19 protein-coding genes are annotated in these 23103 nt (G+C 67.5%); 11 read left to right on the top strand and 8 right to left on the bottom strand.

From position 1 onward, the window contains the following. Nucleotides 1-3: 3 nt before the first annotated feature. The 5 genes from AC1D1G_RS05870 (at nt 4) to AC1D1G_RS05850 (ending at nt 4634) form a co-directional block, all read left to right on the top strand. Nucleotides 4-1008, top strand: coding sequence for an alpha-ketoacid dehydrogenase subunit beta (locus AC1D1G_RS05870; protein ID WP_283333160.1), 1005 nt, complete (start codon nt 4-6; stop codon nt 1006-1008). After that, entirely contained in the window at nt 1005-2237 is a 1233-nt protein-coding gene (locus tag AC1D1G_RS05865; RefSeq protein ID WP_477951488.1) for a dihydrolipoamide acetyltransferase family protein, read from the top strand. Before AC1D1G_RS05870 ends, AC1D1G_RS05865 begins: the two co-directional genes overlap by 4 nt. Then, the gene (gene lpdA, locus AC1D1G_RS05860) at nt 2237-3610 is read left to right on the top strand and encodes a dihydrolipoyl dehydrogenase (protein WP_283333158.1); all 1374 of its coding nucleotides are present in this window, start codon (nt 2237-2239) and stop codon (nt 3608-3610) included. The genes AC1D1G_RS05865 and lpdA overlap by 1 nt, the downstream gene beginning before the upstream one ends. Before the next feature lie 74 nt (nt 3611-3684). Then, a complete protein-coding gene (locus AC1D1G_RS05855) occupies nt 3685-4101 on the top strand; it encodes a TIGR03667 family PPOX class F420-dependent oxidoreductase (RefSeq protein ID WP_477951487.1) in 417 nt (138 codons plus the stop codon). Nucleotides 4102-4199: 98 nt separating this feature from the next. Beyond that, the gene (locus AC1D1G_RS05850) at nt 4200-4634 is read left to right on the top strand and encodes a VOC family protein (protein ID WP_283333156.1); all 435 of its coding nucleotides are present in this window, start codon (nt 4200-4202) and stop codon (nt 4632-4634) included. A gap of 12 nt (nt 4635-4646) precedes the next feature. Here the strand turns inward: AC1D1G_RS05850 and AC1D1G_RS05845 are convergent, their stop codons facing one another. Then, nucleotides 4647-5483 (bottom strand): nucleotidyltransferase domain-containing protein, encoded by an 837-nt coding sequence (locus tag AC1D1G_RS05845; RefSeq protein ID WP_477951486.1) that lies wholly within the window; start codon nt 5481-5483, stop codon nt 4647-4649. Between the two features lie 38 nt (nt 5484-5521). On the opposite strand from AC1D1G_RS05845, the gene AC1D1G_RS05840 reads away from it, so the two are divergent. Continuing rightward, nucleotides 5522-5917 (top strand): VOC family protein, encoded by a 396-nt coding sequence (locus tag AC1D1G_RS05840; RefSeq protein ID WP_283333154.1) that lies wholly within the window; start codon nt 5522-5524, stop codon nt 5915-5917. 10 nt (nt 5918-5927) lie between these two features. Here the strand turns inward: AC1D1G_RS05840 and AC1D1G_RS05835 are convergent, their stop codons facing one another. From AC1D1G_RS05835 to AC1D1G_RS05815, 5 genes are all read right to left on the bottom strand, one after another. Next, entirely contained in the window at nt 5928-7073 is a 1146-nt protein-coding gene (locus tag AC1D1G_RS05835; RefSeq protein WP_477951485.1) for an FUSC family protein, read from the bottom strand. 181 nt (nt 7074-7254) lie between these two features. Beyond that, the gene (locus AC1D1G_RS05830; RefSeq protein ID WP_477951484.1) at nt 7255-8904 is read right to left on the bottom strand and encodes a dipeptide ABC transporter ATP-binding protein; all 1650 of its coding nucleotides are present in this window, start codon (nt 8902-8904) and stop codon (nt 7255-7257) included. A 14-nt stretch (nt 8905-8918) separates the two neighbouring features. Continuing rightward, nucleotides 8919-9851: an ABC transporter permease gene (locus AC1D1G_RS05825; protein ID WP_477951483.1), complete on the bottom strand. Its 933-nt coding sequence runs from the start codon at nt 9849-9851 to the stop codon at nt 8919-8921. Beyond that, nucleotides 9848-10807 (bottom strand): ABC transporter permease, encoded by a 960-nt coding sequence (locus AC1D1G_RS05820; protein WP_283333150.1) that lies wholly within the window; start codon nt 10805-10807, stop codon nt 9848-9850. Before AC1D1G_RS05820 ends, AC1D1G_RS05825 begins: the two co-directional genes overlap by 4 nt. A 43-nt stretch (nt 10808-10850) precedes the next feature. Further along, on the bottom strand, nt 10851-12455 hold the full coding sequence (locus tag AC1D1G_RS05815; protein ID WP_317569391.1) for an ABC transporter substrate-binding protein: 1605 nt from the start codon (nt 12453-12455) through the stop codon (nt 10851-10853). 346 nt (nt 12456-12801) lie between these two features. On the opposite strand from AC1D1G_RS05815, the gene AC1D1G_RS05810 reads away from it, so the two are divergent. Next, the gene (locus AC1D1G_RS05810; RefSeq protein ID WP_477951482.1) at nt 12802-15174 is read left to right on the top strand and encodes an arylsulfatase; all 2373 of its coding nucleotides are present in this window, start codon (nt 12802-12804) and stop codon (nt 15172-15174) included. Nucleotides 15175-15225: 51 nt separating this feature from the next. Here AC1D1G_RS05810 and AC1D1G_RS05805 read toward each other — a convergent pair whose 3' ends face one another. Continuing rightward, the gene (locus AC1D1G_RS05805; RefSeq protein ID WP_477951481.1) at nt 15226-16308 is read right to left on the bottom strand and encodes a M48 family metallopeptidase; all 1083 of its coding nucleotides are present in this window, start codon (nt 16306-16308) and stop codon (nt 15226-15228) included. Nucleotides 16309-16643: 335 nt separating this feature from the next. Here AC1D1G_RS05805 and AC1D1G_RS05800 point away from each other — a divergent pair, with 335 nt between their 5' ends. From AC1D1G_RS05800 to AC1D1G_RS05785, 4 genes are all read left to right on the top strand, one after another. Continuing rightward, the gene (locus AC1D1G_RS05800; protein ID WP_477951480.1) at nt 16644-18983 is read left to right on the top strand and encodes a transketolase-like TK C-terminal-containing protein; all 2340 of its coding nucleotides are present in this window, start codon (nt 16644-16646) and stop codon (nt 18981-18983) included. 189 nt (nt 18984-19172) lie between these two features. Next, nucleotides 19173-20087, top strand: coding sequence for a 5-dehydro-4-deoxyglucarate dehydratase (kdgD, locus tag AC1D1G_RS05795; protein WP_164060816.1), 915 nt, complete (start codon nt 19173-19175; stop codon nt 20085-20087). A gap of 35 nt (nt 20088-20122) precedes the next feature. Then, a complete protein-coding gene (locus AC1D1G_RS05790; protein WP_283351023.1) occupies nt 20123-20536 on the top strand; it encodes a heme-binding protein in 414 nt (137 codons plus the stop codon). Between the two features lie 155 nt (nt 20537-20691). Further along, nucleotides 20692-21879 (top strand): NAD(P)/FAD-dependent oxidoreductase, encoded by a 1188-nt coding sequence (locus AC1D1G_RS05785; RefSeq protein ID WP_477951479.1) that lies wholly within the window; start codon nt 20692-20694, stop codon nt 21877-21879. Nucleotides 21880-21941: 62 nt separating this feature from the next. Here the strand turns inward: AC1D1G_RS05785 and solA are convergent, their stop codons facing one another. Further along, on the bottom strand, nt 21942-23078 hold the full coding sequence (gene solA / locus AC1D1G_RS05780; RefSeq protein WP_283351025.1) for an N-methyl-L-tryptophan oxidase: 1137 nt from the start codon (nt 23076-23078) through the stop codon (nt 21942-21944). Nucleotides 23079-23103 lie beyond the last annotated feature (25 nt).

Here is a 23103-nt window from a genome sequence, read left to right as displayed (position 1 = left end):
ACCATGCCCGTGCTCACCATGGCCCAGGCCCTGAACACCGCACTGCGCGACGCCCTCACCGCCGACGAGAACGTCGTCGTCTTCGGCGAGGACGTCGGCGCCCTCGGCGGCGTCTTCCGCGTCACCGACGGCCTGACCCGAGACTTCGGTGCCGACCGGTGCTTCGACACCCCGCTCGCTGAATCCGGCATCATCGGCTTCGCGATCGGCATGGCGATGTCCGGGTTCAAGCCGGTCGTCGAAATGCAGTTCGACGCGTTCGCCTACCCGGCGTTCGAGCAGATCGTCTCCCACGTCGCGAAGATCCGGAACCGCACCAAGGGTGCGCTGTCCGTGCCGATCGTCATCCGGATCCCGTTCGCGGGCGGCATCGGCGGGGTCGAGCACCACTGCGACTCCAGCGAGGGCTACTACGCCCACACCCCCGGGCTGAAGGTCGTGGCCCCGTCCACCGTCGAGGACGCCTACACCCTGCTGCGCGAGGCGATCGACGACCCGGACCCGGTGATCTTCCTCGAACCGAAACGTCTGTACTTCTCCCGCGCCGACGTCGACCTCGCGGTCGGCGCACCGATCGGACAGGCCGCCGTCCGGCGTCCCGGCCGGGACGCGACCATCGTCGCGTACGGGCCGTCGGTGACCGTCGCGCTCGAGTCTGCCGAAGCGGCCGCGGCGGAGGGGCACGACATCGAGGTGATCGACCTGCGGTCGATCGTGCCGTTCGACGACGAGACCGTCATGGCGTCGGTCCGGAAGACCGGCCGCTGCATCGTCATTCAGGAGGCGCAGGGGTTCGCCGGTGTCGGCGCCGAGATCGCCGCCCGCGTCCAGGAACGCTGCTTCCACCACCTGCACGCGCCGGTGCTGCGGGTCAGCGGATTCGACATCCCCTACCCGGCACCGAAACTCGAACGCCTCCACCTGCCGAGCGTCGACCGTGTCCTCGACAGCGTCGACCGGTTGCAGTGGAACGACTCCGTCGACACCCGCTGGGCGGTGACCGCATGAACAACCAGGTCTTCCTGCTCCCCGACCTCGGCGAGGGACTCACCGAGGCCGACATCGCCGAATGGAAAGTCCGGGTCGGCGACACCGTCACCATCGACCAGGTGGTCGTCGAGGTCGAAACCGCGAAAGCCGCGGTCGAGGTGCCGATTCCCTTCGAGGGCACGGTGATCTCCCTGCACGGCGACGAAGGCTCGACGCTGAAGGTGGGCACCCCGCTCATCACCGTCAGCGGAACCCCCGCCGCACACGAGCAGTACCGCGAAGAAGAAAAAGCCGGCTCGGGCAACGTCCTGATCGGGTACGGCACCAGCGAGGACATGCGACGGCGTCGCCGACGGGTCGGCGTGACACGCGAGGTCACACGACCGGAACCGAACCGTACCGGTGTTGCGCCACGGGTCATCTCGCCGGTCGTCCGCAACCTCGCGCGGCAGAACGATCTCGACCTGTCGCGGCTGCCCGGGAGCGGTCCCGGCGGTGTGATCAACCGCGCCGACGTCGAGAAGGCACTCGCCGCCACACCCGAGACAGCCGACGCGCAGCGGATTCCGATCAAGGGCCTGCGGAAAGCGGTCGCCGACAAGCTGTCGACGAGCCGACGCGAAATCCCGGACGCGACAACCTGGGTCGACGTGGACGCCACCGACCTCCTCGCCGCCCGCCGGGCAATCAACGCCACTCTCGACGCCGACGCCGGCGTGAGCCTGATGGCCCTGCTCGCGCGTCTGGCCCTCGCGGCGCTGAAGCAGTACCCGGAACTGAACTCGACCGTCGACACCGAACGCAACGAGATCGTCCGATACGGACACGTCCACCTCGGCATCGCGGCGCAGACACCGCGCGGCCTGGTCGTCCCGGTGATCGGAAAGGCCGACTCGCTCACCACCGTCGAACTGGCCCGGCAACTGCGGGACACGACGGCGCTGGCCCGTGAGGGGACGCTCCCGCCGGCACGACTGACCGGTGGCACGTTCACCCTCAACAACTACGGCGTCTTCGGTGTGGACGGCTCGACCCCGATCATCAACCATCCCGAGGCCGCGATCCTCGGCGTCGGCCGCATTATCGACAAACCGTGGGTGGTGAACGGGCAGTTGGCCGTTCGGAAGGTCACCCAGGTGTCGCTGAGCTTCGATCACCGCGTATGCGACGGCGGTGTCGGGGGCGGGTTCCTCAGACTGTTCGCCGACTACCTCGAGAACCCGATCACCGTGCTGGGAAGGCTCTGATGACCACCACCCACAGTGACGTCCTGATCCTCGGTGGCGGTTCCGGCGGTTACGCCTGCGCCTTCCGAGCCGCGCAGCTCGGCCTGTCGGTCACACTGATCGAAGCCGACAAGATCGGCGGAACCTGCCTGCACCGGGGCTGTATCCCGACCAAAGCGCTCCTCCATTCCGCCGAGGTCGCCGACACCGCGCGGACCGGTGCCGCGTTCGGCGTGCGAACGACGTTCGACGGCATCGACATCGAGGCGGTGCACCAGTACAAGAACGACACGATCGACCGGTTGCACAGGGGACTGCAGGGCCTGGTCGCCCAGCACGAGATCAGCGTCGTGAGCGGGCACGGAAAGTATCTCGGAGACAGGACGATCGAGGTGGACGGCACCCGCTACACCGGGACGTCCGTGGTTCTCGCGACCGGCTCCTACGCCCGGACGGTGCCGTCCATCGAACTCGGTGAGCGCATCGTCAACAGCGACGACGCATTGAATCTCGGGTTCGTCCCGAAGAAGGCCATCGTTCTCGGCGGTGGCGTGATCGGCGTCGAGTTCGCCAGCGTCTGGGCCTCGTTCGGTGCGGAAGTGACTGTCGTCGAGGCGCTCCCCCGCCTGGTCGCGGCGGAGGATCCGTGGTGCTCGAAGCAACTCGAACGCGCGTTCCGCAAGCGCGGTATCGCCGCCCGCACTGGGGTGACGGTCGCGGCGGCGAAGGAAACCGCGGACGGCGTTCTCGTGGAACTCGACGGCGGCGACACCCTCGAGGCGGAGATCCTGCTGGTGGCGGTGGGGCGCGGACCGTGCACCGGTGACAGCGGGTTCGCGGAACACGGCATCACCCTGGACCGTGGGTTCGTCGTCACCGACGAGCGGCTGCGCACCCCCGTCGACGGTGTGTACGCCGTCGGCGACATCGTGGCCGGACTTCAACTGGCGCACCGCGGCTTTCAGCAGGGTGTGTTCGTTGCCGAAGAGATCGCCGGCCTCGATCCCGTTCCCGTGGCCGAGCATCTCGTTCCGCGGGTGACGTACTCGCACCCCGAGGTCGCGTCCGTCGGACTCACCGAGGATGCCGCCCGCGAACGGTACGGCGACGTCACGGCCGTCGTGTACGACCTTGCGGGCAACGGCAAGAGCCAGATCCTGAAGACGTCGGGCGGAATCAAGGTCGTCCGAGCCGGGCACACCGGCCCGGTGGTGGGTGTGCACATGGTCGGCGACCGCGTCGGCGAGCTGATCGGCGAGGCCCAGCTGACCGTCGCCTGGGAGGCCCTGCCCACCGACGTCGCACCGTTCGTCCACGCGCACCCCACCCAGAACGAAGCACTGGGCGAAGCGATGCTGGCGTTGTCGGGAAAGCCGCTGCACGCGCACGGCTGAACGCATTCGATCCGCGTCGGGGAAGATCGCGCACCGGTCCGCGGTTGATATCGGAAACGACACAGGAGAACGCCATGACTCTTTCAGCGTCCGCGATCACCGAACCCGTCGCCGACCGGTTGGCCCACGAAGCCATCGTGTGGTTGACGACCATCGGTCGCAACGACACGCCGGTTCCCACCCCGGTGTGGTTCAGCTGGTCGGGCACCGAATTCCTGATCTTCAGTCAACCGGGCACCGCCAAGCTCGCGAACATCGGCAGGAATCCGCAGGTCGCGCTGAACTTCAACAGCAGCCCCACGGGTGGTGACGTGTCGGTGTTCACCGGGAAGGCCCGCGTCGACACGGACGGTCCCTCGCCGGAGGAGTGGGAAACCTACGTCGAGAAGTACCGCGAGGACATGGCCGGTCTGGACTACACGCCCGAGAAGTTCCGGCAGGACTACTCGACGCTCGTCCGCGTCACCCCGGACCGGTTGCGCGGCTGGTAACCCAGAGTTCTGGGCAGAACGACGGCACCGACGTCCCCGATGCGCCACCATCTGATGCGGAGCAATTCGCTCCCCACCGATACGGAGGAACTCGCATCATGGACTGGACACTCGAAGTGGTCGTTCTGCCCGTCAGCGACATCGATCGTTCCGTCGCGTTCTACCGCGACAAGCTCGGCTTCCATCTCGACCACGACACCACCAACGAGCACATGCACGTCGTTCAGCTGACCCCCACCGGTTCGGGCTGCTCGATCGTGATCGGCGACCTCCCGTCGCAGACGGAGATGGCACCCGGGTCGATGAGGGGACTGCAGTTGGTGGTCGCCGACGCCGCCGCGGCCCGCCAGGAGTTGCTCGATCGGGGTGTCGAGGTCAGCGAGATCACCGTGTTCGACGAGCGTGACGGGGGAACTTTCTTCGGATTCGCCGATCCCGACGGCAATACGTGGGCGGTCCAGCAGATCAAGGCGCGGGCGGAGAAGCCCCTGATTCCGGTCGAGGCCCGCGGCCGGTTCGGGGAGAACGGCTGAGGGTTCGCACGCTCACGTCAGGGGACAGGCGTTGCGGGTGTCGTCGACGAGTTGTTCGGCCAGGGTGAGGGCGGCGGTCAGTTCGTCGGGCGTCGTTCCGAGTCGGCCGAGGACGGCGTGAGCGCGAGCGGTGAAATCGGTGGGTGCGTTCGRCAGGGCACCGGCGGCAGCCACGGCGCCCTTCTCGTTGATCACCCAGCGCCGGGCGTGCGCGTGGAGGGCGTGGGCGCACAGGCACACCGCGCGAAACAGGCACCCCGCCACATACGTCGCATCGGCACGCGGGATCGCCTTGCGGGCCAGCACGGTGACGAAGTCCGCCTCCCACAGTCGCCGCACCAGGGCTTCGCGCAGCGGGTCCGGGTAGTGCTGCATGCCGGCGTGAAGCGCAGCGATGCGTCCGGACGGATCGGCGAGGATCACCGCCGACGCGAGTTCGCCCGCGTACGCGAAGTCCGCGAACCCGAACGGGTGACCGGTCTGGGCGTGAAACCCGTACACACCCTGCTGCGTGTCCTGCCACACCGCGGTCACCCGGTCGAGGTCGCGATACAGCCAGTCGACCGCCCGGCCGTCGAACGACAGCCACGCACCGCCGTCGACCCACGGTCCCCACTCACCCGTCCGGGTCGCCGATGCCCCGGCGCCCGCCCACTCCCGCGCGAGATCGTTCAGCCCGCCGGTGTCGAGGGCCCCGCCGTAGTAGACACCCAGGTCGTAGTCGGATTCCGCCGTGTGCGTCCCTCGGGCGCGGCTGCCGCCGAGGGTGACGCCGACGACGCCATCGACGCGGCACAACCGCTCGGCGAGGGGTCGCAACACCAGGTCCTCGAAATCCACACCCCACATCGTCCACCCCGGCCCGGCGCAGCGGATAAATTCGGTTCATGCTCATCTTGGGAACGACCGTGATCGGAGCACGCGACATCGGGCGTGCAACCAGGTTCTGGACCGAGGCACTCGGATTGACGGCGCTCCCGCCCGTCGGCGACAACGACTTCACCAACCTGACGCTGCCCGACGGCCGGCCACTGCTGGCGATCCAGCAGAGCGAACACGACGCGGAGCCCGAGCCTCGGCTGCACCTCGACCTGCACGCCCGCGACAGCGAGGACCAGGCCGCGGAAATCGAACGACTCGTCGGTCTCGGCGCGCAGCGGGTGCCGTGGGACCGGTACCCCGAGGACTCGGACTTCGTGGTGCTGGAGGACACCGAGGGCAATCGGTTCTGCGTAATCGACAACTCTCGCGCGCCCGAACAGTGCCGGCTCGAGATGTCCTGAGGTCACTGGGCTACGCGGCGCCCGCGTAGTGGGCGGGGCGGGGCAGCATCGGCCGGCAGACGGCGCGGGGGATGCCGCACACTTCGAAGAAGTCGATGACGATGGATCGGACCTGCGCGGAGACGACCGCTGCGGAGAACCCCGCCGAGATCTCCTGCTGCGGCAGTGAGCGGGCGAATCGTTCGAGTTCGTCGCTGATCTGGATTTCGTTGGGTTTCTTCGCGGGAGTCGCGAGAATCATCAGCCGCATCCGGTCGGCGAGGTGCGCCAGATCGGAAACGGCGTCCGCCAACTGCGGGTCGACTCGCTCGCCGTCGTACGTGGCGATCAGGGCGCGCCGCACCAGGACCCGGGTGTTGCGTGCGGCGTTGTCGATCGGGTCGGCAATCGATGCCAGCCGGCCGATGCGGCGACGTCCCCGCCAGTGAATCGGTGAGATCCGGGCCACCTCGGATCCGGAGCGCAGTTCGACGCGCATGCTGTCGATGGTCGACTGCGTCGAACGGGCAAGTGCGAGAGCATCCTCCAGAGCGGAGACGTCACCCGCGGCCAGGCCCTTCGACGTTTGACGGAGGGCCGCGGCCACGCTGTCCAGCACAGCGGCGGCGCACCGGCGTGTCCGTCGCACCGGGTCGGTGGGCAACACGGACAGCGCCACCAGGCTGAGCGCACCCCCGATCAGTGCGTCCACGACACGGTCGAACGGGTGGGCGCTCGTAGCGGATGCCATGGCTGCGACCAACGCCGCCGACGAACCCGCCTGCAGGACGATCACCGAACCACCGTCGAGGAGCACCGCGAAAGACATCGCCACCGCTACCACGAGGCAGATCTGCCACGGCCCGTTGCCGATGTATCGCACGACGACGTCCGAGACGATCGTTCCGATGGTGACGCCCGCGATCAACTCGCCGGCCCGGCGGCTGCGGGCGCCCCGCGCGACGCTCAGGCACACGACCGCCGCCAACGGAGCCAGCAGCGGCTGTTCGTGACCGGCCACCTCGACCGACACCCACCACGCCGCCCCCGCGGTGACCGCCGTCTGCGCGATCGGCACCAGGTACCCCGCGAAGCGAAGCAACGCGGCGCGCACTGACGGCAGTGCGGTGGAACCGACCTTCCTGAGAAGGGCGAGTATCGAGATGAGCTGGAGCACAGTGGTACAGCTTTCTGGACGGTCACACGTGGGCAGGAGCACATTCTGTAGAGCCCGCCGCGGCCGACGATCGCCGGTGGACAAGCCTTCGCAAGCTTGTCCTGGATTTCTTACGCCCGTGTAAAAGTCGCCGCTTTCATAGCGCAGATCACGTTATCCACGTGGTTTCGGGCGATGCGGGTCACAACGCTGCCGTCGCTTGTCGCCGGGCACGCTGCGCCACGGGGTCCGGGATCGGGAGAGCGGCCACGAGTCGTCGCGTGTAGTCGTGTCGAGGGTGGGTCAGCACGCTGGTAGCGGGGCCGGTCTCGACCAGTTGCCCGGCCCGGAGCACGGCGACCGTGGTGGATACCCGCTCGACCACGGCGAGGTCGTGGCTGATGAACACCGCCGCGAAGCCGAGCTCACGCTGGAGAGTGGCGAACAGTTCGAGCACGTCGGCCTGCACGGAGACGTCCAGGGCGCTGGTCGGTTCGTCGGCGATCAGCAGGGTGGGCTCCAGCACGAGGGCCCGGGCCAACGCGACCCGTTGGCGCTGCCCGCCGGACAACTCGGACGGCAGCCGCGTGGCGAACGACGCCGGCAGCCGGACCGCATCCAGCAGGTCGACAACCTTCTTGCGTCGCTCGGCGCGGGTGCCGACCCGGTGGATGTCGAGGGGCTCGGCGATGCTCTCCTCGAGCGTGAAGCGGGGATCGAGCGAGGCGGCGGGATCCTGCGGTACGAACGCCAGCCGACGACGCAGTTCCCGCAGCGCGGATCCGCGGGTGGCGGCGACATCTCGGCCGTCGACGCGGATCGCCCCGGTCGCCGGAGTAATCAATCCGGCGATCGCGCGACCCAAAGTGGTCTTTCCCGAACCGGATTCGCCGACCACGCCGAGCACCTCACCCGCGGACAGCTTCAATGACACGTTATCGAGCGCGCGGAACGCCGCCTGACCGCGCCGACCCGGGTAGACGACCGACACGGTGTCGACGTCCAGGACCGGGGTGCCTGCTTCTTCGACCCCGGCGACCGGTTCTGAATACTCGCTCGGCTGCGGAAGGCGGAGGACCGAATCGAGCAGATGCCGGGTGTACTCGTGCTCGGCTCGAGCGAAGATCTCGGTGACCTCACCGCGTTCGACCACCTCGCCGAGCTGGAGCACCACCACGCTGTCAGCGATATCGGCGACGACACCCAGGTTGTGGGTGATCAGCAGGATGCCGGCATTCGTTCGGTCTCGCAGCCGACGGAGCAGGGAGAGGATCTCGGCCTGCACCGTGACGTCGAGCGCGGTAGTGGGTTCGTCGGCCAGGAGCAGGACGGGGTCGTTGGCCAGGGCCAGGGCGATGACCACACGTTGCTTCTGGCCGCCGGAGAGTTGGTGCGGGTAGTAGTCGATGCGTTTGTCCGGTTCGGGGATCTCGACCAGGGTCAGCAGTTCGATGGCGCGTTCGCGCAACTGCTTCCGGCCCGAGCGGCCGTGCGCTCGCAAGGCCTCGCCGATCAGCCAGCCGACGGTGCGCACAGGATTGAGCGCCGTCTGCGGCTCCTGGAAGACCATCGCGACCCGTCCGCCGCGGATGGCCTCGAGTTCGCGTTCGGATGCGCCGAGCACCTCGACGCCGTCGACCTTCACGGAACCGGTCGCGATTGCGGTGGGCGGAAGCAGTCCCATCGCGGCGCGGGCAGTGATCGACTTGCCGGATCCGGATTCGCCGACGAGCGCGACGATCTCGCCCCGGTTCACCCGGAGACCGATGCTCCGGACGGCGGGGCGCGGATGGCTGAACGCCACCTGCAAGTCCGTCACGTCGAGGGCGGGAGTGGAGGATGCTGCGGTCACGAAGGTGGTCCTTTCTACAGGCGCCGCGCGTGCGCGAATGCCTGGGAGATCAGCAGAAAGCCGAGTGTCAGCAGGGAGACGACCACCAGGGGACCGACCGCGAACAGCGGGTTGGTCTCGAGATAGCGGTTGCCGTCGCTGAGGATGGAGCCGAGCGACGGAGTCGGTGGCACCACACCGATGCCGAGGAAGCTCATCGCACCCTCGATGAACACGGCGACCGACATCGACAGCGCCAGTTGCACTCCGAGTGGTTCGATCGAGTTCGGCAGAACGTGCTTGCGCAGAACCCAGCCGGTGCTCGCACCCGAGACCACGGCGGCCTCGACGTAGGGAAGTTCGCGCACCCTCAATACAGACGTACGTATGAGCCGACCGAACACGGGTATCTCGGCGAGGACGATCACCAGCACGATCGCGCGGACCCCGGGCCCGAGCACGGCGGTCAGGGCGATCGCCAGGACGAGCGCCGGGAACGCGAGGATCACGTCGAATACGCGCTGCGCGAAGACATCGGTGTATCCCCGGATACCGGCCACCAGACCGATCAGTGATCCGAGTATCGCGCCGGCGGGCACCGCGACGAACACGATCACCAGGTCGGCGCGAATCCCGAACAACACCCGGGACAACACGTCGCGGTTCACGTCGTCGGTGCCCAGCCAGTGTGTGGAACTGGGGCCGAGGAGGAATGACGCGTCCAACTGCTCGTCCGGCGCGAAGGGAGCCAGCACCGGGGCGAGCGCCCCGAGGAGCACCACGACCCCGACGAGTACCGCGCCGGCCAGACCTCGGCCATGCGTCAGACTGCGCCACAACGGTTCCGTGCTGCGACGTGGATCCCGATCCGCCGGGGTTTCCGGGACCAGGCCAGGCCGCAGGTCCGCGGGGCCGCCGGGAAGCGACGATTCCGGTGTCGTCACATTACGATCGACCAGCTCACTCATGCCTGTCCTCCCAATCGGATACGGGGATCCAGCCAGGCGTGGGCGACGTCGGTGAGCAGCTGCAACACCACGAACACCGCGACGGAGAGGACCAGCAACACCTGCACGAGCGGATAGTCACGGCTGTTGATCGCCTCCTCGGTGAGAAGCCCCAGGCCGGGCCAGACGAAGATCGATTCCACGAGCACGGCCCCGCCGAGCAACCCGCCCACGGTCAGTCCGAGAACGGTCAACACCGACGGCAGCGCATTCGGCAGCGCGTGCGCCAGGACGATGCGCCGACGGCTGACACCGAGCGACTGTGCCGTCACGACGTACGGTTGCCGCAGCTCGGTGTGCAACGCCTCCACCAGGAATCGGGTCAGGGCGGCCCCCGCCGGTATCGCCAGGGTGATCGCCGGAAGAACCAGATACTGCGCGGCGATGTCGGGCCGGGTCAGGAACCCGTCCGGTGGGGTCCCACCCGACGGCAGGATCGGCCAGAGGATCCCGAACACGAGCACCAGCAGCGTCCCGGTGATGAAGATGGGCAGCGCCGCCGCGATCGAGTTGTTCACCGTCACAACGGCGTCGAGCAGCCGATTGCGGAAGATCACCGAAGCGGTGCTGACGACGAGCGCGTACACCACCGCGATCAGCAGCGCGGACGCCGCCAGCACCACCGTGTTCTGGGCACCGTAGGCGATCAGGTCACCGATCGACCCGCCGACGATGTAGGACTTGCCGAGGTCGAAGCGGAACAGGGAACCGAGCCAGGACAGGTACTGCGCGACCAACGGCCGGTCCAGACCGAGATCAGCACGCACGGCCGCCAACTGTTCCGGGGAGGCGTCCGCACCGGCGAGTGTCTCCTCCGGGCTGCCGGGAACCAGGCGGAGGATCGCGAAGATGAGGAGTGAGGCGAGGAAGAGTACGAGGACGGCCGACGGGAGCCGCCTGGCCAGATAGGTCACCATGATGTCGAGTCCTGTGTCGGTGGGTGTGCGGGCGGTCGTCGGATCAGGTGCGCAGCAGGTACGTGGAATCGAAGCGCGGATCGTTGGTGCGGGACCAGTCGAATCCGCCGAGGTCGGTGGACACCACGACCTCGGTCTGCACCACCCCGATCTCCACCAGGAACAGCGACTCCAGCAGGTCCGCGTTCAGCGCGCGGTAGGCGTCGATCGCCGCGGGTGACGTGGGGTCCTGCTGCTGCCAGGCCGCCACCGCATGCGCCTGGTACTCCGGGTCGAGGAAGTTGGAGGCGTTCTTCACCGCGTTGAACGGGAAGGCCGCCACGGCCAGGGTGGACGGGGTCATCTGCGCGAACCCGTGCTGGGTGACCCACAAACCCGGGAACTGGCCGGCCACCAGCAGACTGGTCATCTGGGCTGCGTCGGTGGGGATCAGGTCGACGTCGATGCCCACGTCGCGAAGGTTCGCCTGGATGATCTCCGCGATGATCCGGGAGGTGCGGTCGGCGGGGTAGTTCAGCGGGATGGTCGGGACGTCACCGATCTCGGCGACGAGTGCGCGCGCCCGTTCCTCGTCCCGGCCGTAGGTGTTAGCGGTCTGTTCGTCGTAGGCGGGCGAGGTCCGCGGCCACGGCAGGCTGGACGCGTAACCCTTGCCGCGGTAGACGTCGGTGAGGATGCGGTCCCGGTCGATCGCGTACGCGATCGCCTGCCGGACCCGCAGGTCGTTCAGTGGCGGTGCGGAGACGTTGATCCCGATGTACTGGTCGGACTCGGCGCCCTCCAGTACGTGGGAGCGGAACCCGCCCCGGGAGACGGCGAGTTCGGCGTCGAGGGAGGGCAGATCGTAGGCGGCGTCGATCTGGCCGGTCCGCAATTTGGTCACCAGCGCCTGATCGTCGGAGACGACGGCGAACGTCACGCCGTCCAGGTGGGGCGGATCACCCCAGTAGTCGGGGTTGCGGGCCAGCGACAGTGAGACCTTCGGCTGCCAGGAGAAGAACGTGAACGGTCCGGTGCCGTTGAACACCCGCCCCTCCTTCAGTCCGTCGACCGTGTCGCCGTCGAGGATGGGCGCGACCGCCAGGAGATCGAAGATATTCCCGGTCGGCTGCGACAGGGTGAGCACGATGCGGTGCGGGTCGCTGGTGTCGAACGCGGTGATCGCCGCCGCGGTCCGCCGGAACTGCGCGTTCCAACTGGGATCCGTGTAGGTCCGCAACGTGAATTCGACGTCCCTCGAGGTGAATTCCTTGCCGTTGTGGAAGCGGACGTCGTCACGCAGCGCCAACTCCAGTCGACGTCCGTCGTCCGACAGCTGCCACGAGGTGGCCAGCCGGGGTTCGGGCTCGAGACTGCCGTGCGGGTACTGGACCAGAGTGTCGAAGACGTTGGCCGAGACTCCGCCGTTGGTGGGGTTGTTGCCCAGCGACAGGAACGTCGCGGGGATGAGGTCGGCACCGACACCGATCCGCGCCGTCCCGCCCGTGGGCACGTCCTCTCCCTGCTGGAGCACCGATTCCGTACCTGACCGCTGCAGGCCGACCGCCGAGGTGCACCCGGTGACCAGCATCACGAGGGCAGCGACAACCGCCGACACGACAAGGCCCCGTCGCGGGTGCGTGGTCGACGTGCGGAAACGAGAAGACATGGCTGTGTCCTAAGGGTCACCCGAAGGGAAGTGGAAAGGGCAGGAGAGACGCGGAACCCGTGAACACCCCGGATCGAGTTGTCCGGATGACGAGAGGCGTGAGGGGACGTTCAGCTACGGCAGCGACACCGCATGGAGGCGCGGTCGCAGCTGGTCGGGGTACCCACGGGATCGAAGCTAGCACCGGCTCGGAGGCCCGACCAAGTTCGATCAGTGGTTGAAATCTGCATGATTCTAACTACTCGACGGGCTCTTGGGCGACCGTAGGATTTCCCGGATTGCACGGGGAAATATTTCTCCGATTCTGTGGGGAAACACGCCTCGGCTAGTGAAAGGGATTGTGATTGTGACGGATTCGGCAACCAGCGGAGACGGGCAGGGTTTCGGGGGACAGCAGCTCCCTTCGGGAGCGCGAGGGTACGACGGATTCGGCGGACATATCGGGCGGACGAGTGCGGAGTCGACGCCGTGGTGGGCGCCGGAGACGAAAGCCCCCGCCGGTGCGCCGAACATCGTGGTCATCCTCATCGACGACATGGGCTACTCGGACATCGGACCGTTCGGCTCCGAGATCGACACCCCCAACCTGAACCGGCTCGCCGACAGCGGCTACCGGCTGTCGAACTATCACACCACCTCGGTCTGCTCACCGGCTCGCGCGGCGCTGCTCACCGGCCTGAACCCGCACCGCGCCGGCTACGGCAGCGTGGCCAACTTCGATCCCGGCTTCCCCGGACTGCGCATGGAACTCGCCGACGACGCGCTCAGCCTCGCCGAGATTCTGCGCGCGAACGGGTATGCCACGCACGCGGTCGGCAAGTGGCATCTCGCGCGCGACACCAACCTCGCACCGGGCCGCACCCGTGACTCCTGGCCCCTGCAGCGTGGATTCGACAGCTACTACGGCTCGCTCGAGGGGTTGAATTCGTTCTACTACCCGAACGAGCTGATTTCGGACAACTCCGTGGTCGACGTCGAGGAGTATCCGTCGGACTACTACGTCACCGATGACATCACGGACAAGGCCGTCTCGCGGATCAAGAGCCTGCGCGCCCACGACGCCGACAAGCCGTTCTTCCTGTACTTCTCGCACATCGCGATGCACGGACCGCACCAGGCCAAGCCCGAAGACCTGGCCAAGTACCGCGGCCGCTACACCGAGGGCTGGGACGCAGTGCGACGCAGCCGCTTCGACGCGCAGCTCGAGGCAGGCTTCTTCCCGCCCGGCACCCAGATGGCCGAACGCAACACCGAACCCGGCTACGACGCGCCGCCGTGGGACGAGCTCACCGAAGAGGAGCAGCTGCGGTTCGCCCGGTACCAGGAGGTCTACGCCGCGATGGTCGACAGCATCGACCAGAGCGTGGGGCGGGTGCTCGACACCCTCGACGAACTCGGCGAGACCGACAACACCATCATCGTGTTCACGTCCGACAACGGTGGCACCGCCGAGGGCGGCGCGGCGGGAACGCGTTCGTACTTCAGCCAATTCGTGCACGGACCGGTCCCGTCGGACTGGGTGCGCGACGTTCCGCACGACGAGGAACTGATCGGCTCGGAGAAGATCGGCGTCCACTACCCGCGCGGCTGGGGGCAGGCGTCGAATACCCCGTTCCGGTTCTACAAGGGCCAGACGTTCGCCGGTGGTGTCCGGGTGCCGTTCCTGCTGTCCTGGCCGGCCGGTCTCGGGCGTGCCGACGGCGACACCGGACTGCGCAAGCAGTACTCGTACGTCACCGACATCACGCCGACGCTCCTGGATCTCGCTGGACTCGAAACTCCGAGCCACCGGAACGGGCTTCCCGCCCAGGAGCGTGACGGTGTCAGCATCGCCGACGTTCTGCGTGACGCCGCGCAGCCCACCCCGCACACGGAGCAGTACGCCGAGTTCGGTGGTCACCGCGGGTTCTACCGGGACGGCTGGAAACTGCTGTCGCTGCACACGGATCCGACCCGGGTCGACGATCCACAATGGCAACTGTTCGACGTCGAATCCGACCCCGCCGAAACCACGGACGTCGCGCATCTCTTCCCCGAGAAGGTCCGCGAACTCGCCGAGGCGTGGGATCGGGCGGCGTGGCACAACACCGTGTTCCCGATCCTCAACGACCGCAAGGCCGTGCAGCGGCGACCCGACGAGCGTCGCCTCGCGGAGCCGGTGAAGATCCTCGCGGGCACGCCGACGCTGGAACGCTATCGGTCCAGTGTGCTGATCCAGTACCGCGACTTCACCATCGACGTCGCCACCCACCCGATCGCCGCGGGCGACGAAGGTGTCCTCGTCGCGCACGGTGACCCGCACGGCGGATACGTGCTCTACGTCGAGGACGGCCGGATCGTGTTCTCGGTCAACAGCTACGGCCGCGTCGCGCACACCTCCGCGCCCCTCGGTGCGGATGTGGTGGGCGTGCAGGTGCGGGCGGACGCCACCGAATCCGTCCGGTGGAACTTCACCGTCACCCTCACCGACTCGGCCGGGGTCACCACCGATGTGGCCACCCTCGATGACCAGTTCCAGCTGGTCGGCATGGCGCCGTGGACCGGGATCTCGGTGGGCGTCGACGCCCGCGGACCCGTCGTGTGGGATCTGCGTGAACGCCGCGGAACGTTCCGATTCACCGGCAGGCTGCGGTCGGTCACTTACACCCCCGGGCCCGTGCGGGTGCCTGAACCGGTCATCCAGGAGGTCGAGGAGCTGGCCGAGGCCATGGCCGACTGACCGAAGGGGTCGGGCGCGCGAGAACGCGCCCGACCTCCGCTGGGTTACCGGTCAGCTGTCGCCGTCGGAATCCTTCTTGCCGTCGGAATTTCTGCGCCAGTGGGTGAAGCGCTCCTTGATGTCCGCCGCGACGTCGCCGACGCCGTTGCCGACGGCGTCCACGGTGGTGCCCAGTCCGCTGCCGATCTCACGGAGCATGCGGATCAGCGGGTCGTTCGAGGTGTCGAAATTCTGTTTGTACGATTTCGCGGCCTTGCGGAATTCCTCGCTGATCTTGGCGTCGTCGTCCTCGCCGCGGCGCGGGTACTCCCCGCGGAGTATCGCCGCGTAGGCGCCGCTGTCCACCCACTTCTTCAGCTCGGCGGCGCGCAGCACCGAGAACGGATGGGTGAGCAGTTCGATGTTGAGGAGTTTGAGCACGCCGTCGCGCAGGTCGCCGCTGGCGTCGTACTCCGCGGCCTGGGCCAGGAAGGCGTCGGTGTCGATTTCGCTCACCCGAGAGCCGCCTGCCAGCTTCAACTGAACGCGGAGGGCGGTGTGGACGTCCTGCCCGCACAGCAAACCGGCACGGTCGCCGGACAGTTCCGATTTGCGCTGCCACTCCATGAGGGCGGCGATGATCGCGCGCAGCGCCCACCCGCCGATCGGGATCCAGCCGATGGTCCCGGCCAAGCGCATCAGATGTATGAGGATCGTGCGATACACCGCGTGCCCGGACAGCGCGTGCCCGAGCTCGTGGCCGATGATGAACCGCTGCTCCTCGTAATTCATCACGTCGAGCAGTCCGGTGGTGACCACGATGAACGGCCGGTCCATGCCGATGGTGAAGGCATTCACGACCGGGGTCTGCAGCACGAACAGCTCGGGTGTCTCGTCGGCGCCGAGAATGTGCACGCAGTCGCTGCGGAGGTCGTGGAGATCACTGAACTGCCGTTCGTCGACGCGCACGGACGTGGCCAGGTACATCAGCCGGTGCTGGCGCTCCTGCAACAGACCCGAGATGGTTCGGAAGACTGTGTCGAACCCCTTCAAGGTGCGCAGGGTGACGAGCGCCGCGCGATCCGCCGGGTGCTCCCACGCACGCGAGCTGATGTCCGGGAACGCCGTGCGAACGCGGTCTGGTGTGGTGGTCAAGCTTTCCCCCCTGGGTCGGTGTGCGCGGTGCAGAGCCCTCCCGGTCAGGGTAGCGCCGGAGGGTAGCGGCGGCGGTCGTGCTGGGCAGTTTGCCAACCGCCGACCACGGCGGCTGCTCCGAACATGCGCAGGATGCTCAAATGCGACGCTCGGTATTGCTCAAAGTGCGTTCCGATGGTCGACTGTTGTGCGAGATCTGCACACGAGACCTCGAAGATGCGGTGAGGTCGGTTCCCACAGGTCCGCCTGCCCGTCACCGCCGATCCGCCTCGCTCACGAACTGGGCCGAGGAGGATCGGATTCGGTGCCAGGAACTCACAGGCAAGGACGAAACGATGAACGACGCCCGCACGATCGACGACCACCCGGCGCAGCTCAGCCCGCGCGCGACCACTCCGGAAGCGCTCGTGGAGATCGAGAAGCGCGTGCTCTGGTTGGCGACGTCGATGATCCACCACGCCAACCGGGTTCGCCCGAATCCGACGGGGTTGAAGGTGGGTGGGCATCAGGCGTCGTGCGCGTCGATGGTGTCGATCATGACGTCGTTGTGGTTCGAGCAGCTCCGGCCGAGGGATCGGGTGTCGGTGAAACCCCATGCCTCGCCGGTGCTGCACGGCATCAACTACCTGCTCGGTGAGCTGGACGAGAAGTATCTGACGACGCTGCGGGAGTTCGGTGGCCTCCAGTCGTACCCGAGCCGGTCGAAAGATCCTGATCCGGTGGACTATTCGACCGGGTCGGTCGGCATCGGCGCGACGGCCCCGATCTGGGGTGCCATCGCCCGCCGCTACGTGAACACCCAGATCGGTTCTGCGGGCACGGGCCGCCAGTACTCGCTCGTCGGTGACGCCGAGTTGGACGAGGGCGCGGTGTGGGAGGCGATCCTCGACACGTCCGTGTCCGAACTCGGGGAGATCGTGTGGATCGTCGACCTGAACCGGCAGTCCCTGGACCGGGTGGTGCCGAACATCGCCGCGGGCCGGCTCGAGGCCATGTTCTCCGCCGCCGGATGGCAGGTGATCACCGTGAAATTCGGGACCCTGCTCGAGTCGCTGTTCACCCGGGCGGGCGGTGCGGCGCTGCGGACCCGGATCCTGGACATGCCCAACCCGGAGTACCAGCGGCTGCTGCGGTGCGACGCCGAGCAGGTGCGGGTGCGGCTGCCCGGCGACGGCCCGGACGCCGCCGCGATAGCGTCGCTGATCGCCGGCCTCGACGACGACACCCTCCTCAACGCGATCCGGAACCTCGGCGGTCACGACCTCGACGCCCTGCGCGCCGCGTACGCGCAGATCGACGACACCCGCCCGACGGTGATCATCGCCTACACGATCAAGGGTCGCGGCCTGCCGACGCAGGGGCATCCGCAGAATCACTCGTCGCTGCTGACCGTCGAGCAGTACGAACAGCTCGCCGCGGAACTGGGCATGGACCCGGCGAAACCGTGGGCTAGGTTCGACGCCGACAGTGCGGCGGGCCAGGTGTGCGCGGCGACTGCGGACAGGTTGCGGCGGAACCCCGTCGAACCGGCAACCCCGCCCGCGGTCCCGGCCGATATCGGCCGCACCCCGTCGGGGACGTCCACGACGCAGGCCGCCTTGGGCCGGGCGCTGCTGGACCTGTCCCGGGAGGCCCCCGACGCTGCGAAACGGGTGGTCACCGTCAGCCCCGACGTCTCCTCGACCACGAATCTGGCGGGGTGGCTGAACAAGGTGGGGGTGTGGTCGCCGAACGAGCGCCGCAACTGGTTCGACGACGACGCCGAGACGATCATGCACTGGCGGGAGAAGCCCACCGGGCAGCACATGGAACTCGGCATCGCCGAGACGAATCTGGTCGGCCTGATGGGTGAGCTCGGTGCCACCTGGAGTCGCTGGGGGCAGCCGCTGTTCCCGATCGGGGTGATGTACGACCCGTTCGTCGAACGCGCCCTCGAACCCTGGTCGTACGGCATCTATGCGGGTGGGCAGTCGATCCTGGTCGGCACCCCGTCCGGGGTGACCCTCGCGGCGGAGGGTGGGGCGCATCAGTCGATCAAGACCCCGTCGATCGGCCTCGAGCAGCCCGGGTGTGTGAGTTACGAGCCGGCGTTCGCGATCGACGTCGAGTGGACGCTGCTCGACAGCATCTCCCGCCTGGGCCGCCCGGACGGCTCCTCGTCGTATCTGCGGCTCTCGACCCGCCCGGTCGATCAGACCCTCGCCGCCGTCCCCACCGATCCCGCCGCCCGGGAGCGTCGCCGCCGTCAGGTGGTCGCCGGCGCGTACACCCTCCGGCACAGCGACAAGCCGGCGGTCACGCTGGTCGGGATGGGCGCGATGATCACCGAAACCCTCGCGGCCGCGGACCGGTTGGCCGAGCAGGGGATTGCCGCCGACGTCGTGTGCGTGACCAGTCCCGGGTTGTTGTTCGAGGCGGTGCAGGCGCGCCGCGGCCTCGCCGACGGCCCGTCGTGGATCCTCGATCAGGTGTTCCCCGCCGGCCGGGCGGCGCCGATGGTGACCGTCCTCGACGGGCACCCGCACACCCTCGCATTCCTGACCGGGATCAACCACGTTCCCGGTGCGGCGCTCGGGGTCAGCAAGTTCGGGCAGGTCGGTTCCCTCGACGACGTGTACCGCTACCACGGCATCGACACCGACAGCATCGTCCGCGCCGCCCTCGACCTCTCCTGAACGAACGGGACGCTCGTCGCGTCAGATCGAACGAGCGTCCCGTTCGTTCGGCGCAGACGGCACCGGCGATACCTTTTGGGTATCAGAAGATCCATAACTAGTGTTGGACTTGAATGGTTGGCGCTCCTAGCCTTGTGGACACAGCGCGCACCGACGGCGGCGCGATTGCGAACGAGGAGAACGAAACCCATGGCCACTGCGTCCCCCCACGAGATCGCTCACAAGCTCGGCTCCGGTCTGTTGTCGTTCCCGGTCACCCACTTCACGGAGGACCACTCGTTCGACGAGGCCGCGTACCGCGAGAACATCGGCTGGCTCGGGCAATTCGACGCCTCCGGGTTGTTCGCCGCAGGTGGCACGGGCGAGTTCTTCTCGCTCACCCCGCCCGAGGTGGAGCAGGTGGTCCGGGCAGCGGTGCAGGAGGCACCCGACGGTCTCCCGGTGATCGCGCCCGCCGGCTACGGCACCGCCACGGCCGTGCAGATGGCCCGGTCGGCGGAGAGCGTCGGCGCGCACGGCATCCTGCTGCTGCCCCCGTATCTCACGGAGGCGAGCCAGGACGGACTCGTCGCCCACGTCAAAGAGGTTTGTGCCGCAACCACTCTCGGGGTGACGATCTACAGTCGCGCCAACGCCGTCTACACCGAGGCCGCTGTCGCGGAGCTCGCGGACAGCTGCCCGAACCTGGTCGGGTTCAAGGACGGGGTCGGCAACATCGAGCAGATGACCCGCATCTACGCGAGTCTCGGTGACCGGCTGACCTACGTCGGCGGACTGCCCACCGCCGAGATGTTCGCATTGCCGTATCTCGCGCTGGGTGTCACCACGTACTCCTCGGCCATCTACAACTTCGTTCCGAAGTTCGCGCTCGACTTCTACAACGCGCTCCGCAGCGGAGACAACGCATTCGTCATCAACGCACTCAACGAGTTCGTGATCCCGTACTGCAACCTGCGCAACAAGAAACAGGGTTACGCGGTCAGCATCATCAAGGCCGGCATGACGGCGATCGACCGACCGGCAGGCCCGGTGCGCGCGCCTTTGACCGACCTCGATGCCGTCGAACTGGCCGAGCTCGCCGACCTGATCAAGAAGGTGAGCTGAGCCGCACAATCCGCGATCGATCATCGGAGAACGCCATGACACTCACCGCAGCGCGTGCGCAACTCGCCCTCGATCTGGTCCGGCGCCATGCCGCGACACTCGACGCCGCCGTCGCCGTCAGCGTTGCCGACGACGCCGGAAATCTGATGTGCTGCTCCCGGACCGACGGCGCCGCCGCGGAACTGCTGGACTCCGCGACCCGCACTGCGCTCGGCACCGCCCGGCGAATGTCGGGAACGACTGACGGGCACGGGGTAGGGCCGGCGCCCGGCGTGACGGTCGACTGCGGGATGGTCCCCGCGTGGACACCTCACCCGGCCGACAAACCTAGTGCGGTAGGCATACTCGCGGTCGCAACCTCTGTCGGTGGTGCCGGGCCGCACATCGTCGAGACCGTCATCGACGAGATCCACCGGTTCGACGAGCGACACCGCCGCAACATTTCGTGACACCGGCCCCGACAGCGACCGTTGCCCCGCTGGAAAGTCGTCTGTGACTATCTCGTCGCCCGCAATGCCGCATAGACTTGCCCGGTCGTGGCTTCGCGCAAGGCGTCAACTTCCTCGGACATCGGAACGTCGCGAGCTGAAGGATAGGGAATGCGATGATGAATTTTCGATCCGACACCCAGTGGAATTCGGTGAGCGCCTGGGACGACGATCCGGTGGTCGCGTCGTGGAACGGTCTTCCGGTGTTGGAACAGAACGTCACGGCCGACGTGTGTGTCGTCGGCCTCGGCGGGTCGGGTCTCGCGGCGATCGGCGCCCTGGTCGAACGTGGGCTGCAGGTTGTCGGCGTCGACGCCGGGCGGGTCGCGGCCGGCGCGGCGGGGCGCAACGGCGGCTTCCTCCTGGGCGGCCCGGCGACGTTCCTCCACTCGTCCCTCACGACCTGGGGGACGTCGTCGGTCGATCTCTATCGCGCAACCCTGCTCGAGTTGGACCGGCTTGCCGAGATGCTGGGTCCGGAGGTCATCGCACGGACGGGCTCCATTCGCCTCGCCGGATTGCCCGGCGAACCTGTCGACGACGCCGAGGCCGCCGACCGTGTGGTGGAACTCGCGGATTGCGCAGCACTGGCAGCGGTGTTGCGTGAGCACGACATCGCTGTCGAAGAATACGACGGCGAGCTCGGGCGCGGTCTGTTTCTGCCCGACGACGCGGCCATGAACCCCTCTCGTCGAGCTCTGGGGCTGGCGTCTCTCCTTCGGGGACGGGCCGGCCTGTACGAGCACTCGCCTGTCACCGCAGTGGAGAGTGGAAGGGTGACAACAGAACACGGTTCGGTCAGTGCGCCCGTCGTCATTGTCGCGGTGGACGGCAAACTCGAACAGGTCCTCCCGGATTTGCAGGGGCGGGTCCGGACGGCACGCCTGCAAATGCTCGGGACGGCGCCGGGGCTGCCCGAACGCCTGCCGTGCCCTGTGTACGGACGCTGGGGATACGACTACGCCCAGCAAGCGAAGGATGGGCGCCTATTCGTCGGGGGCGGGCGAGACCGTTTCGTCGACACCGAGTGGACATTCGACACGTCACCCACTCCGGACGTCCAGGGCTACATCGAACGAGTAGCGGAACGTATGGCGGGCAAGCCCGTCGACGTCGTCCGGAGATGGGGTGCGTCCGTGAGTTACACCACCGACGGCCGTCCCCTCTGCTCCGAGGTTCTTCCCGGCGTCATCGCCATCGGTGGGTACAACGGGACGGGAAACCTGGTGGGGCCCGTCGCTGCCCGTGCGGCTGTGGCACTGGCCCTGGACTCGACAGCACCACCGGTGTACTTCTCGACCTAGCCGGCGAGTCGAGGGACCACGGCCCTCGATCACGACGGCGCGGACGCCGGATCCCCGTTGTGTCAATCAGAGAATCGGTTGACGTCGAACAACTCCAAGGGGAATTCCGGGGTCGATCCGCAACTGAGATCGGCGGCGATCTCTCCGATCACCGGTGCAAATTTGAAACCGTGACCAGAGCACGCGGACACGACCGTCACGTTCCTGTAGGCGGGTGGATTTCCGATGATGAAGTGCCCGTCGGGTGTGTTCGTGTACATACACACCGCGGCCCGCACGGGGTGCGAACTCAATCCAGGCAGGTAATGACGAACGAGGTCCCGCAACGGGGCGGTGTCTTCGTCATGGACCACCCGATCCAGCTCGTCAGGGTCGGTCTCGCGCCCGCCGAGATGGAGCGCGATCTTGACCGTCTTGCCGTCCATGGTGGGGAAGCCGTACCACGTACCCTCCGGGCTGTCCCGCAGGAATACCGGGAACCGGTCGGGCCCGAACTGCGTGGGATCTTCGGCCGGGAACCATGCGAGGATCTTGCGCTCCACAGTCAAGGGGAGATGGGCGGCTGGGAGAAGGCCGGGAATCCAGGCGCCTGCCGCGACCACGACGTGGTCGGCTCGAATGACCTCGTGGTCGAGCCGCACGAGCACCGTGTTTCTGGGACCGTCCTCGATCCCCAGGACGCGGCTCTCGGGACGTACAGAGGCGCCCAGTTCGCTCGCACGGCGCGCTGCACCGGTGATCGCCAACTCCGGCCTGATCACGCCGGCATCCTTCTCCCAGATGGCCGTATCTCCCCCACGCAACCTCTGTGTAGGAAACCGGGTACCGAACTCGGCCGGGTCGAGAATCTCCTGGGTGAGGTCATGCACCCTGGCTGCTTCGAGGGAGCCACCCACAATCACGCCGCTCGAGGGGCCGATACTGAGGCCCCCGGTCATCGTCAAGACGGGTTCGCCGGTTTGCTCACCGAGTTCCCGCCATCCTCGGAGTGCGGCCCGGAGCATCGGGACATACGCGGGATCCTCATGGTATGCGGTTCTGAAGATGCGCGACTCGCCGTGCCCGGAGCCACGATCGTGCCCGGGAGTGAATTGCTCGAGACCGACTGCAGGAATACCTCGCTCCGACAGTCTCCACATGATTGCGGAGCCCATCGTGCCGGTACCTATCACGGCGACACCGGTCCTCGTCGTGGTCATCGACTGCGCACCAGCGTGTATTCAC

The sequence above is a fragment of the Rhodococcus sp. P3_B8 genome, assembly GCF_056402775.1.
This window is presented reverse-complemented; position numbering and strand designations above follow the sequence as displayed.